This is a genomic window from Allorhizobium sp. Av2 (assembly GCF_021462805.2).
Lineage (GTDB): Bacteria > Pseudomonadota > Alphaproteobacteria > Rhizobiales > Rhizobiaceae > Allorhizobium > Allorhizobium vitis_G.
This window is the reverse complement of sequence record NZ_CP192696.1, coordinates 1-13,485: the sequence shown is the minus strand read 5'-3', so window position 1 is coordinate 13,485 and position 13,485 is coordinate 1. Positions and strand designations below refer to the sequence as shown.

Sequence of the window (13,485 nt, the reverse complement as noted above, 5' to 3'; positions counted from 1 at the left end):
AGATCATGACGCACAGCCACCGTCGCCTTTCCTTCCGCGTTGCTTGCGCCACGCTGACCGCAGGCCTTGTCGCGACCGCAGCCGCAACCGGCGCGTTTGCCCAGTCCGCTACCAGCAACATGAACAGTCTGAAACTGTCCGGCGACAAGCCGATCCAGATCGAAAGCGATGCATTGGAAGTGCATCAGCAAGAGAACAAAGCCAATTTCAACGGCAATGTGAAGGTGGTTCAGGGCACCACCACGATGCGTTCCGGCACGATGGTGGTGAAATACAAGGGCCAGGGCGCGGCTGTGACCAGCGGCGACGCCAAGATCGACACGATCGATGTGGCCGATAACGTCATTCTCAATACCGAAACCCAGCAGGCCACGGCCGACAAGGGCCATTTCGACATGAACACCCAGATCTTTACGCTGGATGGCGACAAGGTCGTGCTGTCGGAAGGCGGCAATGTGTTCGTCGGCTGCAAGCTCACCGTCCATATGACGACGGGCGAAGCCAAGCTCGACAGTTGTGGCAAGCGCGTGCAAATCCAGCTGGATCCCAAGTCCAAGCAGAAACCCTGATTGCGAACGCAGACGTGAAAGTTCCCGGTTTGACATCCAAGCAACAGGACGCGAATGCCGCCGCGCCATCAGACGCAGCACGCGAGAAGAACAGGTACGAAGGTACGCTGATCGCCCATGGGCTGACGAAAACCTATAATACCCGCCGCGTGGTCAATGGCGCATCGCTCGTCGTGCGCAGGGGCGAGGCTGTCGGCCTTCTCGGGCCAAATGGCGCAGGCAAGACCACCTGTTTCTACATGATCACCGGCCTCGTGCCGGTGGATATGGGCACGATCGCCATTAACGGCAATGACGTGACCTCGATGCCGATGTACCGCCGCTCACGGCTGGGCGTCGGCTATCTGCCGCAGGAAGCCTCGATTTTCCGGGGCCTGTCGGTCGAGGACAATATCCGCGCCGTTCTGGAACTGCACGAGAGCGACAAGACCAAGCGCGAGCAGAAGCTGAACGAGCTGCTTGCCGAATTCAACATCGAGAAACTGCGCAAGGCGGCAGCCGTCTCCTTGTCGGGCGGCGAACGGCGGCGCCTGGAAATCGCCCGGGCACTGGCAACCGATCCGACCTTCATGCTTCTGGATGAGCCTTTCGCCGGTGTCGACCCGATTTCCGTGTCTGATATCCAGAACCTCGTGCGGCATCTGACGGCACGCGGGATCGGTGTGCTGATCACCGATCATAACGTTCGAGAAACGCTCGGACTGATCGACCGTGCCTATATCATCCACGCCGGTGAAGTGCTGACGCACGGGCGGGCCGACGACATCGTCAACAATCCCGATGTACGACGCCTCTATCTTGGCGAGAAATTCAGCCTCTAATACGCGCAATTCGATGGGATGCCGTATTGAAAACGGCATCTGTGCCGCAAAGAGCCTCGCGTTTTCAGGTTATTTGCGTCGGAAGCCGCTCTGCGGCTTGACCAAACCTTATAAAAAAGCAATTTTTGGGCCACTTGGAACTTCGGAAAATCCAAAACAGGAACAAAAGGGGTCCGAGAGGGAATAGTAGGGGAGTTTTTCGTCCGCCATGGCCCTATCAGCCAATCTTTTCCTTCGCCAAAACCAGTCGCTGGTGATGACGCCGCAGCTGATGCAATCGATTCAGCTGCTCCAAATGACCCATTTCGAGCTTGTGCAATTCATTGCGCAAGAGGTCGAGAAGAATCCACTGCTTGAATTTGCGCCAAATGACGAAGGAACAGGCAGCAGCGAACCAGGCACGGATAGCGAAGCCCCGCCAGCACCAGCCCCCTCCGATACATTGCAGAGTGACTGGTATGAACATGGTGGCGATGGCGATCTGAACGAGCGGCTGGACGCCAATTTCGGCACAGCCTTTTCCGATGATGGCGCCAACCCGAAGACCGATGCACCCGAAATGCTCGGCCAGTGGAAATCGATGCCCGGCGCCCAGGGAGATGGCGAGGGCTATGACCTGGATGATTTCGTCGCTGGCAAGGTCTCGCTGCGCGACCACCTCGGCCAGCAATTGCCTTTTGTGCTCTCGTCCGCATCGGATCGGATGATTGCGCTGGCCCTGATCGACCAGCTGGACGAGGCCGGATATCTGCGTGCCGACCTGGATGAGGTCGCCAAGCAGATGGGGGCGTCCCGAGACGATATGGAACGGATTCTGGCAGCCCTTCAGACCATGGAGCCCGCCGGCCTGTTTGCGCGCAATCTTGGCGAATGCCTGGCCATTCAACTGCGCCAGCGCGACCGGCTGGATCCGGCCATGGCCGCATTGATCGGCAATCTGGATTATCTGGCAAAGCGTGACTTTGCGAGCCTGAAGCGGTTATGCGGCGTGGATGAGGAAGACCTGCTCGATATGCTGGCCGAAATCCGCAAGCTTAATCCCAAGCCCGGCGCTGGTTTCGAAACCGATGCACTGGAAACAGTCGTGCCCGATATTCTGGTGGCGCCCTCGCTCGAAGGTGGCTGGCTGGTGGAGTTGAATGCGGAAACCCTGCCGCGCGTGCTGGTCAACAATGCCTATTTCACCGAGATCCGCCGCAGCAGCCTGCGAGAAGGCGCCATGAAGACTGCCAATGGCCAAAACGGCAATGGCAAGACCGGGCAGAGCAAGGCCGAGGGCGAGCAGGCCTTTTTGACGGATTGCCTGCAAACCGCCAATTGGCTGACCCGCAGCCTCGATCAGCGCGCCAAAACCATCATGAAGGTGGCGACCGAAATCATTCGCCAGCAGGACGCCTTCCTGCGCCATGGGGTCGATCATTTGCGTCCGCTGAACCTGAAGACGGTGGCCGACGCCATCAAAATGCACGAGTCCACCGTCAGCCGCGTCACATCCAACAAATATATGCTGACACCACGTGGGCTGTTCGAGCTGAAATATTTCTTCAGCGTCTCCATTGGCTCGGCAGAAGGCGGAGACAGCCATTCGGCTGAGGCCGTTCGTCATCGTATCCGCATGTTGATTGCTCAAGAAAGCCCTGAGAATATCCTCTCAGACGACGATATTGTCGAAAGCCTGAAAAACGGCGGCGTCGAGCTTGCCCGCCGCACGGTTGCCAAATATCGCGAAGCAATGAACATCGCCTCCTCCGTCCAGAGGCGCCGGGAAAAGCGCGCCCTGGCGCGGAACCCGGGCTGAGATCAGCTCTTTGCAATAATCCTTAACAAAACATTGACATTGGCGCCCGCGCCAATTAGAGGATACCGCCAAAACACGGGAACGATTTTGGGATAGTGACATGTACAAAATCAGAGACTTAGTCTTATCCTGCGCAATTTTTTCACCCCAGTCCGCCCTTGACATGCGGGTTGTTCCAGGCCTGAACGGACAGACGCTCCGCTTTGGCCCGGCCCGATAGGATAAATTGCCCCGGCATATGGCCGAGCTTTTATCTTGGACTATGGAAACGCTTGGATGCGCCCCGCGCTTGGCGTAAACTCCCCCTGCAAATCACGATAAGAAGGGAAACTCCATGAGTGTACGCGTAACCGGCAAACATATGGAAATCGGCGAATCTTTCCGGCAACGGATAGAAGTCCAGATCACTGACGCCGTAAGCAAATACTTTGACGGAGGGTATTCCAGTCAGGTCACGGTGACAAAATCAGCCTCGCGGTTTTCCGCAGACTGCGCCCTGCACCTCGATACCGGTATAAACCTGCATGCAACCGGCACTGCCGTCGATCCGCAAGTCGCCTTCGACACCGCCGCAGAGCGGATCGAAAAGCGCCTGCGGCGCTACAAGCGCAAGCTGAAGGATCACCATATCCCAACCAACAACTTCGAAATCAGCTACACGGTCATGGACCCGGTTTCTGAAGAAGATGAGGATGTGCCAGAGGATTTTGCCCCGACCATCGTGGCCGAAAGCACCAAGAAGGTCAAAACCATGTCTGTCGCCACCGCCGTCATGGCGCTGGATATGACGGATGAGCCCATTGTACTGTTCCGCAGCCCTGGCAAGGACGAGTTGAACATTGTCTATCGCCGCAATGACGGTAATATTGGCTGGATCGATTCCGCCGCAATCAAGGGCTGACACGCCCTCGGAAAGCGGTGGCCGACCACCGCTTTCCTTTTCATGTGTCGGCGGGTATAAGGATTTTTCGAAATGGCCTTGGCAGATTTGCTACAGCAAGATGCGATATTGCCCGTCCTCAGGGTCAATTCCAAAAAACAACTTCTCCAGGAACTGGCTGCCAAAGCCTCGAAACTGATCGGTATTCCCGAGCGGGAAATCTTCGACGTCATCCTGCAACGGGAAAAGCTCGGCTCCACCGGTGTCGGCAATGGCATTGCCATTCCCCATGGCAAGCTGACGAGCATTTCCACCATTCAAGGCGTTTTCGCCCGCCTGGAAACGCCAATCGATTTTGAAGCGCTGGACGAGCAGCCCGTCGATCTGGTCTTCCTGCTTCTGGCACCCGAAGGGGCCGGTGCCGATCATTTGAAAGCCTTGTCGCGCATCGCCCGCGTGCTTCGCGATCAGGACCTGGTTGCCAAGCTGCGCGCCAGCGACAGCGCCACCGCCATCTATACCTTCCTGAACCAGGACCAGGCCTCGAACGCCGCCTGACCGCTCTTCATTTAACGTATAGTTTCACACAAAAAGCGCCGCGCATCACTGCGCAGCGCTTTCTCTTTTTCCTGTAAAAGAAAAGGGGCAGGCCTTGCTCGAAAACCTGCCTACAGCGCTTCTCATCATATATGGCGCACAAAGGTCCGCTTTAGCGCTTTATATCTGCTGCATAATTTTCTCTTTAAACCGATCCCGGTTTAAAGAATTATGCAGTAGTTCAATTTGAACCAGACAGGCTCTCGATTCTGTTGTTTTCGTTTGCCTTTTCGGGAAAACCGGACACCACTTTTCCCTGACAAACTCTAGGCATCGGCAGACTGAGCGGCCTCTGCCTTGGGGCCACCCTTGGCAACGCCAACCATAGCCGGACGCAGCACCCGATCGCCAATGGTATAGCCGGGCTGAACAACCTGCACGACCGTATTGTTGGGCACTTGCGGATTGGGAATTTCGAACATCGCCTGATGGAAATTCGGATCGAATTTCTGGCCTTCCGGCTCGATCTTGCGGACACCGTGGCGCTCGAGCGTCGACAGCATCGCCCGCTCGGTCATCTCGACACCTTCGATCAATGCCGTCAGGCCGGCTTGCGCCTCCTCCTTGGCTTCATCAGGGACAGCGTCGATGGCGCGGCGCAGATTGTCGGACACGGCCAGCATGTCACGGGCAAAAGCGGTGACCGCATAGGACTTGGCATCCTTGACATCGCGCTCGGTGCGGCGGCGCAGATTGTCCATTTCAGCCGCCAGACGCAGGAAGCGATCACGCAACTCCGCATTTTCAGCCTGCAGGGCTGCTGTCGGGTCATTATCCTGCCCGGCATCCTCAGCGGTCGAATTGGTCTCTTCCTGTACCTGGGGTTCAATCTGCGCGTCTGCGGCAGCGTCAGGTCCGTTTTTAGCTGTTTCGTCGGTCATGACGTTCTCCGAAATACTGTTTCTCGTCCGGCCCCGATATCAGGGTTCGGCGGCAAAAAATCAAGGGTCGAGTGATGATCTCATGTGGTGTTGCTAAGGTCAGTGGCCGCTGCGGGTCATCTTGGCCATCACCTGGGCGGTATAATCCACCATCGGCACGATACGGGAATAGTTGAGGCGGGTCGGACCGATCACGCCGACGGCCCCGACAATCCTGTCGTCGCCGTCGCGGTAGGGCGCAACGATCAGCGACGACCCGGAAAGCGAAAACAGCTTGTTCTCCGAACCGATGAAAATTCTGACACCCGGCCCGCTTTCGGCCAGATTGAGGATCTCGATCAGGCTTTCCTTACGCTCCAGATCATCAAACAGCAGCCGCAGCCGATCAACATCCTCGACGCCCGCCAGACCTTCCAGCAGATTGGCGCGGCCACGCACGATCAACCGGGTCGGTTTGTCGCCCTCGCCGCCGGACCAGACCGCCAGCCCACGCTGCACGAGATCCTGGGAGAGAACATCCAGTTCGCTGGCCACCTGATCCTTCAACTGCACCAGCTGGCCGCGCACTTCATGCAGCGTCTGGCCGGACAGATGCGCATTGAGGAAATTGGCCGCCTCGGTCAGTTGCGAGGCGGTAATGCCCGCCGGGAGTTCGATGATCCGGTTTTCGACCTGGTTAAACTCACCGACCAGCACTGCCAGCGCCTTGGTCGGCTCCAGTCGGATGAATTCGACGTGTTTCAGCACCGGATCGGATTTCGCCGCCACCACCAGGCCCGCACCACGCGACAGGCCAGACAGCATACGGCTGGCCTCGTTATAGAGCGTTTCCATCGGCTGGTCTTCCGAGGAGCGCATCTGCCGTTCGATCGAGCCGCGATCTTGCTCCGACAAGCGACCGACCTGCATGAAAGCATCGACAAAAAAACGCAATCCCGTCTGGGTTGGCAAACGCCCAGCACTGATATGGGGGGAATAGATCAGGCCGAGCTCTTCCAGGTCGCTCATCACATTGCGCACCGAGGCGGGCGACAGCGACATCGGCAGAATGCGCGACAGATTGCGCGAGCCAAGCGGTTCACCGGATTCCAGATAGGTCTCGACAATGCGGCGAAAGATCTCCCTGGATCGCTCATCCAGTGCCATTGACACATCGCCTGCGGTAATTGGGTTTTTCCCCATTTCGCTCATGTTTGCTGCTGCACCTATCCTTAATATAGCTGCTGATTGACCAATCACAACGGCTTTTGGTGAGGAAGCGCCGGTTTGAGCGGACCATACCGGCTTTTCCTTTGCAAAACCGTCAAACCACTCGTAGAAGGCAGCCAGGACGCCAAGCAGGACTGGAAATGCCCCGGACAGATTTCCGGGCCAGATCTGCCCAGAACGGCCCAGACGGGCATTGAAACGAAAATAAGCGGACAGAGGTTGGTGTGCCAGCCAGTGACTGCTCGACCGAGGAGACGGAAATGCGACCTTCAGGCAGAAAAACCGACCAGATGCGCAAGATATCGTTCGAGCGCAATTTTTCCAAACATGCCGAAGGCTCCTGTCTCGTCAAGTTTGGCGATACCCATGTCCTGTGCACGGCAAGCCTCGAAGATCGCACTCCGCCCTGGCTGCGCAACACAGGCAAGGGCTGGGTGACAGCCGAATACGGCATGCTGCCGCGCGCCACCGGCGAGCGAATGAAGCGTGAAGCGTCCTCCGGCAAGCAGAGCGGTCGCACCCAGGAAATCCAACGGCTGATTGGTCGTTCACTGCGCGCCGTGGTCGATCTGGAAGCCCTAGGCGAACGGCAGATCTCGCTCGATTGCGATGTGATCCAGGCCGATGGCGGCACCCGCACAGCCTCGATTACCGGCGCATGGATTGCCTTGCACGATTGCCTGAAATGGATGGAATCGCGCAACATCATCAAGGTGGACCGGGTGCTGAAGGACCATGTCGCGGCGATTTCCTGCGGTATTTTCGCCGCCCAGCCGGTGATTGACCTGGATTACCTGGAGGACTCTGCCGCCGAAACCGATGCCAATTTCGTCATGACCGGCACAGGCGGCATTGTCGAGATCCAGGGCACCGCCGAAGGCAAGCCGTTCAGCCAGGAAGAATTCCTGACCCTTCTCGGCCTTGCCCAGACAGGCATTGCCGAATTGGTGGACCTGCAAAAACAGGCGATTGCCGGATAAAGAGAGCATCATAATGGCCACAAGCATTGAAGGCATTCTGGAAACCTCACTGTATGTCGATGATCTCGACGCGGCAGAGCGTTTCTATGCCGGCCTGCTCGGCCTTGAGGTGATCATCAGCCAGCCGGGGCGTCATGTGTTCCTGCGCTGTGGGCCGGGCGTTCTGCTGCTGTTTAATGCAGCCGAAACCATCAAGCCCGCAGAGCCCGACGCTCTGCCGGTGCCAGCCCATGGTGCCGTCGGGCCAGGTCATGCCTGCTTTCGGATGGACGGTGCGGCAATGGATGGTATGGCGTCACGGTTGTTGAGCCATGGCATCGCCATAGAGGCGGATTTTCTCTGGCCGAATGGTGCGCGTTCAATATATTTCCGCGACCCAGCGGGCAATAGTCTGGAATGCGCCGAAGCCCGGCTTTGGCAGATTGAATAGGATCGGATGATGCGCAAACTCGATACCAGAACCATTGTCGTTGCCAGCCACAATGCCGGCAAGATCGCAGAGATTGCCGACCTGATCGGCCCGTTTGGTTTTACGGCCAAATCGGCCAAGGAGCTTGGCTTCATCGAGCCGGACGAAACCGGCACGACATTCGAGGAAAACGCTGCGATCAAGGCACTGGCTTCGGCCAAAGCCTCTGGCCTGCCAGCGCTGTCGGACGATTCCGGTCTGGTCATCGATGCGTTGGATGGTGCGCCGGGTGTCTATACCGCCAATTGGGCCGAGCGCGAGGATGGCAGCCGCGATTTTGCCATGGCGATGGAAAAGGTCGAGCAGGCCCTTCAAGAAAAGGGTGCCGCCACGCCTGAGCGCCGGACGGCGCGTTTCGTCAGCGTGCTGTGTCTGGGCTGGCCCGATGGCCATACCGAGTTTTTCCGGGGTGAAGTGGAAGGTGTGGTCGCCTGGCCGCCCCGCGGCACATCCGGCTTCGGCTATGACCCGATCTTCCAACCAGACGGATTTTCAACCACGTTCGGCGAAATGACCTCGGAAGAAAAACACGGATGGAAGCCGGGCGATGCGCAAGCGCTGTCGCACCGGGCGCGCGCTTTTAAGCTTTTCGTCGAAACCTGCCTGAACGCCTGAGGATTTATGGCCGAGCCAACGTCGCTTCTCCTTCCAGACACCGGCGAACCGGGCTTTGGCATCTATATTCACTGGCCGTTCTGCGCGGCCAAATGCCCCTATTGTGACTTCAACAGCCATGTCCGCCACCAGAAGGTCGACCAGCCGGGCTTCACGGCAGCTTTCCTGAAGGAAATGGAGACGATGCGGGCCATGAGCGGCCCCAAGACCGTTACCAGCATCTTCCTCGGCGGCGGTACGCCTTCGCTGATGGACCCGGCCACGGTGGGTGCCATCCTGGACGGAATCGCCCGCTACTGGACCGTGCCGCGTGGCATCGAGATCACCATGGAAGCCAATCCGACCAGCGTCGAAGCCGAACGGTTTCGGGGCTATCGGTCAGCTGGCGTCAACCGGGTGTCGCTCGGCGTGCAAGCGCTCAATGATGCCGATCTGAAATTTCTGGGCCGGATGCATTCGGTGGAGGATGCACTGAAAGCCGTCCGGCTGGCACGCGAGATTTTCCCGCGCATGTCCTTCGACCTGATCTATGCCCGTCCCAATCAGACGATTGCCGATTGGGATGCCGAGTTGAAGCTGGCGATTTCCTATGCGGTGGACCATCTGTCGCTCTATCAGCTGACCATCGAGGAAGGCACGCCATTCTTCGGCCTGCACAAGGCTGGCAAGATCATTACACCCGATGAGGAACATGCGGCCCAGCTCTATGAGGCGACGCAGGAGATCACCGAGCGCGAAGGCCTGCCCGCCTATGAGGTTTCCAACCATGCGCGGCCCGGCGCCGAGAGCCGTCACAACCTGACCTATTGGCGCTATGGTGATTATGCCGGTATTGGCCCTGGCGCCCATGGACGGCTGACGCAGGGCCATGAAAAACTGGCGACTGCGACTGAAAAACACCCGGAAACCTGGCTTTCAGCGGTCGAACAGAACGGCCACGGCATGGTCATCCAGGACGCGCTGGGTTCCGAAGAACAGTCCGACGAATTGCTGCTGATGGGCCTCAGGCTGCGCGAAGGCGTCGATCTCGCCCGTTGGCAGCAATTGTCCGGTCGCGATCCGGACCCGGTCCGCGAACAATTTTTACTGGAACACGGATTTATCGAACGTCTCGGCAATTCCCGGCTGCGCTGCACGCCAAAAGGCATGCTGGTTCTGGATGCCGTCGTGGCAGATCTCGCCTGCTGAGCAATCATAAACAGACGCAAGGATAGAGGGAGAAGCGTCAATGCCCGTAGATGATGCCTTTGCGCTGTACGACATGGCCGTTTTCTATGACAGCTTCAACATTCATGGCGAAGACGGGGATTTCTACGAGGCCTATCCAAAAACGCCCTGCCGAATTCTCGATATCGGCTGCGGCACAGGCTCGGTGACGCTCCGGCTGGCAAGACGCGGCCATCAGGTGACAGGGATCGATCCCGCGCCGGGCATGTTGGCTCTGGCAAAAGCCAAAGATAAGGAAGGGTTGGTGCGCTGGATTGCCGCCAATGCCTTCGATCTCAATCTCGATAGAGAGCAATTCGATCTGATCATCATGACCGGCCATGTCTTTCAGGTCTTTCTCGATGATGAAGAAACCCTTCTGGCGCTCACCAATGCCCGCCGCCATCTCTCGCCGGGTGGACAGATGATCATCGAGAGCCGCAACCCGCTGCTGCGCGCCTGGGAAGGATGGACCGAAGCCACAACCCGCAACACAGCGCAGGTGCCTGGTATCGGCCCGGTCGAGGTTTTCTATCAGGTCGACAGGATCGAAGGGGAGCATGTCACCTTTGACGCGACATTCACGCTGCTGGAGACAGGTGAACAGCGGATCAGTCGCAGTTGCCTGCGTTTCCCCGGTCGCGGCAAGGTCGAACAGCTGTTCAAGGCAGCCGGGTTCAAGAGCATCGACATGCTCGGCTGGTGGGATGGCCGCAGCTTTGAGCCGACCAGCCCGGAAATCATTGCCATCGCCAGCGTCTGAGGCCAGATTGTCAGGCGACTGCCCGCTGGCGAAGCCGACGCCATAGCCTGCCATCGATGGCGGCAAGTCCGAGCGCAATCAAGACCATGCCGACCAGATGGCGTGGGGCGACCTGATCTCCCAGCACCAAGGCACCCAGCAGAATGGCGCTGGGGGGAATGAGGATGGTGACCAGCATCAGGTTGGTGGCACCAGCCGTCGACAATATCCGGAAAAACAGCACATAGCCGACAGCGGTGGATAGCAATGCCAGTCCCAGCAGAGCCGCAATGCTATCAAGACCGGGAACGGGCAAGGTCCAGGGGGCATCGACCATCAGCGTAATCGGCAGAAGGACAACCGTAGCCGCCGTCACCTGCCCCGCGGCGGGCAAGAGAGGGGCTAATCCCATCGCCTTGAAGCGCCGCCCGAAAAGACCAGCAAAGGCATAGGAAACTGCCGCCAGCATCACGGCCAACTCGCCCCAGAGATCCGCGCCGAGATGTCCGAGCACGGCGGGACCGATCATAACCGCGACCCCTGCAACCCCGATCAACACGCCAGCCAACCGGTTGGCGGTCAGCTTCTCATCGGTGGTCAGAAAATGCGCGATGATCACTCCAAACAGTGGCGTCGTCGCGTTGAAAATCGCCGCCAGCCCGACGGGAATATGGGTCTGGCCCCAGACAATAAGCGTGAAGGGAATAACATTGTTGAGAAGGCCCATGCCAAGGAAGGCAAGCCAGACCTCGGCCCTGCGCGGAACCGGCTGGCCCGACAGGCGGACGATGATCCACAGCGCCATCGCGGCAAGCGCAACACGGGCGGTAACGATGGTCAGCGGCGGCCAGACCTTCACCAGAATGCCGATGAACAGAAAGGAGCCGCCCCATAGCACCGAAAGCACCAGCAGCATCGCCCACTCCTGAGCACCCATCTGTTTTTGCATAACCAGCCTCTCACCATGTCTCTTTATCGAAGATGGTTATTGCGCTTTTGAAGCGGGGTCGCCACCCGTTTCTTGCAGATTGACCACCAAGTCCTCTCTGTCAATCATAAGAAAACAGCGCCATTCGTCAGTGATGACAAATGGCGCTGTGATCTCCAAAAAGCATAGGGGGGCCAAGCGAGGCGACGATCCGATTACTCGTTGATCAGGCGGCGCAGCAGCTCGATTTCCTGCGACAATTTCTGGTCGCCGGAGATCAATTCCTCAATCTTGCGCACGGCATGCAGCACCGTGGTGTGATCGCGGCCACCGAAACGACGGCCGATTTCCGGGAAGGAGCGGGGCGTCAGGGTCTTGGACAGATACATGGCGATCTGGCGCGGCTTGACGATGACCCGGGTGCGGCGGTTGGAAACCAGTTCCTGGCGCGACACATTGTAATGGCGGGCAACAACGCGCTGGATGTCTTCAATGCGCACCCGCTTCTGTTCGGCAGCACCGACCAAGTGGGCCAGCAGTTCATCGACGCGCTCAATGGTCATATTGGCTTCGAATGAACGGCGGAACAGCAGCTGGTTGAACGCACCTTCCAGATCGCGGCCAGAACTGGCGACATTGCGGGCCACATGGGCAATGATCTCGGCTGGAATTTCCAGGCTCGGATCTTCTTTCTTGGCGAGCGCCAACCTTGTCTTCAGCATGTCGAGGCGCATGTCGTAATCAGGCGCTTCCATCTCGATGGCAACGCCACCTTGCAAACGCGAGCGAACGCGCTGATCAAGCGATTCCAGCTCCCACGGCGCCCGGTCGGCAGCCACGACAACCTGCTTGGCGCTGTCGAGCAGCATGTTCAGCAAGTGACAGAACTCATGCTGAATGGTTTTACCTTGCAGAAACTGCATGTCGTCGATGATCAGCAGGTCGATGTTGCGCAGCGAGTCCTTCAAAGTCAGAGCATCGTTGTCGCGGATGGCGGTGGCAAAGCGCCACATGAAATATTCCGCCGTCAGATAGACAACGCGCGGAGCCCGAGGGCTATGGATGGCTGCATTGGCGATCGCCTGGAGCAAATGCGTCTTGCCCAGACCGACCGACGAATGAATGAACAACGGATTGAAGCGTACGGCGCCTGCACCGGCTTCAGCAATGGTCTTGGCGGCGGCAACCGCCACCCGGTTAGACGCGCCTTCGACGAAACCATCGAACGTATAGCGGCTGTCGAGCGGCGAACCGAACAACGGTCCCTGTACGGGAGCGCGCTGCGGTGCTGCGGCATTGGCGATGGCAGGTGCCATCTGGCCAATGCTTTGCGGCACCTGACGCTTCTGGGCAGACGACAGGGAGGGCTCGACGGCCCGGTCTTCGACAACCGGCGCCCGGCTATTGCGGCTGGCGCTGCGCACCAGGATTTCGATCTTCAGAATGCTGGCATCTTCCGCCTGAAAAATCGAGGTAATCAGGTCGAGATAACGATTGTTGATCCAGGACTTCAGGAAGGTCGTCGGCACGCTAAGCCGGATAACGCTCTTCGAAGAGGAATGCAGTTTCAACCGACCAAACCAGCTGGCAAACACATCCGGGCCGACCTGGGCTCGCAGCCGGGCACTGAACCGCTCAAAAAGCGCATCGTATCGAACTTCATCGCCTGCCACCGTATCGTCTACCACCGCATTCGGGCCGCCTGTCGCGTCAGGGCTAACGGCCTGATCGATCGTGCGCGCCTCGTCCCCACTGGCTGCCGCACTTGCCGTTACCATCTTCATCTGCAT

The 13,485-nt window shown here is 58.4% G+C and carries 14 protein-coding genes; 10 read left to right on the top strand and 4 right to left on the bottom strand.

The features are described 5' to 3' along the window. The first annotated feature begins 5 nt into the window (after window positions 1-5). The 5 genes from FS819_RS00070 (at window position 6) to ptsN (ending at window position 4,626) form a co-directional block, all read left to right on the top strand. Entirely contained in the window at window positions 6-569 is a 564-nt protein-coding gene (locus tag FS819_RS00070; RefSeq protein WP_012654812.1) for an LptA/OstA family protein, read from the top strand. A 29-nt stretch (window positions 570-598) separates the two neighbouring features. Beyond that, the gene (gene lptB / locus FS819_RS00065) at window positions 599-1,390 is read left to right on the top strand and encodes an LPS export ABC transporter ATP-binding protein (RefSeq protein ID WP_087727208.1); all 792 of its coding nucleotides are present in this window, start codon (window positions 599-601) and stop codon (window positions 1,388-1,390) included. 208 nt (window positions 1,391-1,598) lie between these two features. After that, on the top strand, window positions 1,599-3,188 hold the full coding sequence (rpoN, locus tag FS819_RS00060; RefSeq protein WP_156549226.1) for an RNA polymerase factor sigma-54: 1,590 nt from the start codon (window positions 1,599-1,601) through the stop codon (window positions 3,186-3,188). A gap of 334 nt (window positions 3,189-3,522) precedes the next feature. Next, complete coding sequence (hpf, locus tag FS819_RS00055) at window positions 3,523-4,089, top strand: ribosome hibernation-promoting factor, HPF/YfiA family (protein WP_012654809.1); 567 nt, start codon at window positions 3,523-3,525, stop codon at window positions 4,087-4,089. Between the two features lie 72 nt (window positions 4,090-4,161). Further along, window positions 4,162-4,626, top strand: a complete 465-nt coding sequence (ptsN, locus tag FS819_RS00050) for a PTS IIA-like nitrogen regulatory protein PtsN (RefSeq protein ID WP_012654808.1) — start codon at window positions 4,162-4,164, stop codon at window positions 4,624-4,626. 305 nt (window positions 4,627-4,931) lie between these two features. Here ptsN and grpE read toward each other — a convergent pair whose 3' ends face one another. Both grpE and hrcA read right to left on the bottom strand, forming a co-directional pair. Next, complete coding sequence (gene grpE, locus FS819_RS00045; RefSeq protein WP_087727102.1) at window positions 4,932-5,546, bottom strand: nucleotide exchange factor GrpE; 615 nt, start codon at window positions 5,544-5,546, stop codon at window positions 4,932-4,934. Between the two features lie 99 nt (window positions 5,547-5,645). After that, window positions 5,646-6,728 (bottom strand): heat-inducible transcriptional repressor HrcA, encoded by a 1,083-nt coding sequence (hrcA, locus tag FS819_RS00040; protein WP_012654806.1) that lies wholly within the window; start codon window positions 6,726-6,728, stop codon window positions 5,646-5,648. A gap of 287 nt (window positions 6,729-7,015) precedes the next feature. Here hrcA and rph point away from each other — a divergent pair, with 287 nt between their 5' ends. Genes rph through FS819_RS00015 form a run of 5 tightly spaced genes read left to right on the top strand, consistent with a single transcriptional unit; the run spans window position 7,016 to window position 10,788 of the window. Beyond that, window positions 7,016-7,735, top strand: a complete 720-nt coding sequence (gene rph / locus FS819_RS00035) for a ribonuclease PH (protein ID WP_060719646.1) — start codon at window positions 7,016-7,018, stop codon at window positions 7,733-7,735. A 13-nt stretch (window positions 7,736-7,748) separates the two neighbouring features. Then, window positions 7,749-8,165 (top strand): VOC family protein, encoded by a 417-nt coding sequence (locus tag FS819_RS00030; protein ID WP_156549224.1) that lies wholly within the window; start codon window positions 7,749-7,751, stop codon window positions 8,163-8,165. Window positions 8,166-8,174: 9 nt separating this feature from the next. Further along, the gene (rdgB, locus tag FS819_RS00025; RefSeq protein ID WP_156549223.1) at window positions 8,175-8,819 is read left to right on the top strand and encodes an RdgB/HAM1 family non-canonical purine NTP pyrophosphatase; all 645 of its coding nucleotides are present in this window, start codon (window positions 8,175-8,177) and stop codon (window positions 8,817-8,819) included. A gap of 6 nt (window positions 8,820-8,825) precedes the next feature. After that, on the top strand, window positions 8,826-10,007 hold the full coding sequence (gene hemW / locus FS819_RS00020; protein WP_156549221.1) for a radical SAM family heme chaperone HemW: 1,182 nt from the start codon (window positions 8,826-8,828) through the stop codon (window positions 10,005-10,007). Between the two features lie 40 nt (window positions 10,008-10,047). Further along, a complete protein-coding gene (locus tag FS819_RS00015; protein ID WP_156549219.1) occupies window positions 10,048-10,788 on the top strand; it encodes a class I SAM-dependent methyltransferase in 741 nt (246 codons plus the stop codon). A gap of 10 nt (window positions 10,789-10,798) precedes the next feature. Here the strand turns inward: FS819_RS00015 and FS819_RS00010 are convergent, their stop codons facing one another. Both FS819_RS00010 and dnaA read right to left on the bottom strand, forming a co-directional pair. Next, entirely contained in the window at window positions 10,799-11,716 is a 918-nt protein-coding gene (locus tag FS819_RS00010) for a DMT family transporter (RefSeq protein ID WP_234624714.1), read from the bottom strand. A gap of 194 nt (window positions 11,717-11,910) precedes the next feature. Next, window positions 11,911-13,485, bottom strand: coding sequence for a chromosomal replication initiator protein DnaA (gene dnaA / locus FS819_RS00005; RefSeq protein ID WP_156549217.1), 1,575 nt, complete (start codon window positions 13,483-13,485; stop codon window positions 11,911-11,913).

Excerpts from the sequence above, each read along its gene's own strand:
- rph (WP_060719646.1), top strand. The coding sequence starts at position 7,016 with ATGCGACCTTCAGGCAGAAAAACCGACCAGATGCGCAAGATATCGTTC.
- FS819_RS00015 (WP_156549219.1), top strand. The coding sequence starts at position 10,048 with ATGCCCGTAGATGATGCCTTTGCGCTGTACGACATGGCCGTTTTCTAT.
- FS819_RS00030 (WP_156549224.1), top strand. The coding sequence starts at position 7,749 with ATGGCCACAAGCATTGAAGGCATTCTGGAAACCTCACTGTATGTCGAT.
- rpoN (WP_156549226.1), top strand. The coding sequence starts at position 1,599 with ATGGCCCTATCAGCCAATCTTTTCCTTCGCCAAAACCAGTCGCTGGTG.
- dnaA (WP_156549217.1), bottom strand. The coding sequence starts at position 13,485 with ATGCAGATGAAGATGGTAACGGCAAGTGCGGCAGCCAGTGGGGACGAG.
- rdgB (WP_156549223.1), top strand. The coding sequence starts at position 8,175 with ATGCGCAAACTCGATACCAGAACCATTGTCGTTGCCAGCCACAATGCC.
- grpE (WP_087727102.1), bottom strand. The coding sequence starts at position 5,546 with ATGACCGACGAAACAGCTAAAAACGGACCTGACGCTGCCGCAGACGCG.
- hrcA (WP_012654806.1), bottom strand. The coding sequence starts at position 6,728 with ATGGGGAAAAACCCAATTACCGCAGGCGATGTGTCAATGGCACTGGAT.
- FS819_RS00070 (WP_012654812.1), top strand. The coding sequence starts at position 6 with ATGACGCACAGCCACCGTCGCCTTTCCTTCCGCGTTGCTTGCGCCACG.
- hpf (WP_012654809.1), top strand. The coding sequence starts at position 3,523 with ATGAGTGTACGCGTAACCGGCAAACATATGGAAATCGGCGAATCTTTC.
- ptsN (WP_012654808.1), top strand. The coding sequence starts at position 4,162 with ATGGCCTTGGCAGATTTGCTACAGCAAGATGCGATATTGCCCGTCCTC.
- FS819_RS00010 (WP_234624714.1), bottom strand. The coding sequence starts at position 11,716 with ATGCAAAAACAGATGGGTGCTCAGGAGTGGGCGATGCTGCTGGTGCTT.
- hemW (WP_156549221.1), top strand. The coding sequence starts at position 8,826 with ATGGCCGAGCCAACGTCGCTTCTCCTTCCAGACACCGGCGAACCGGGC.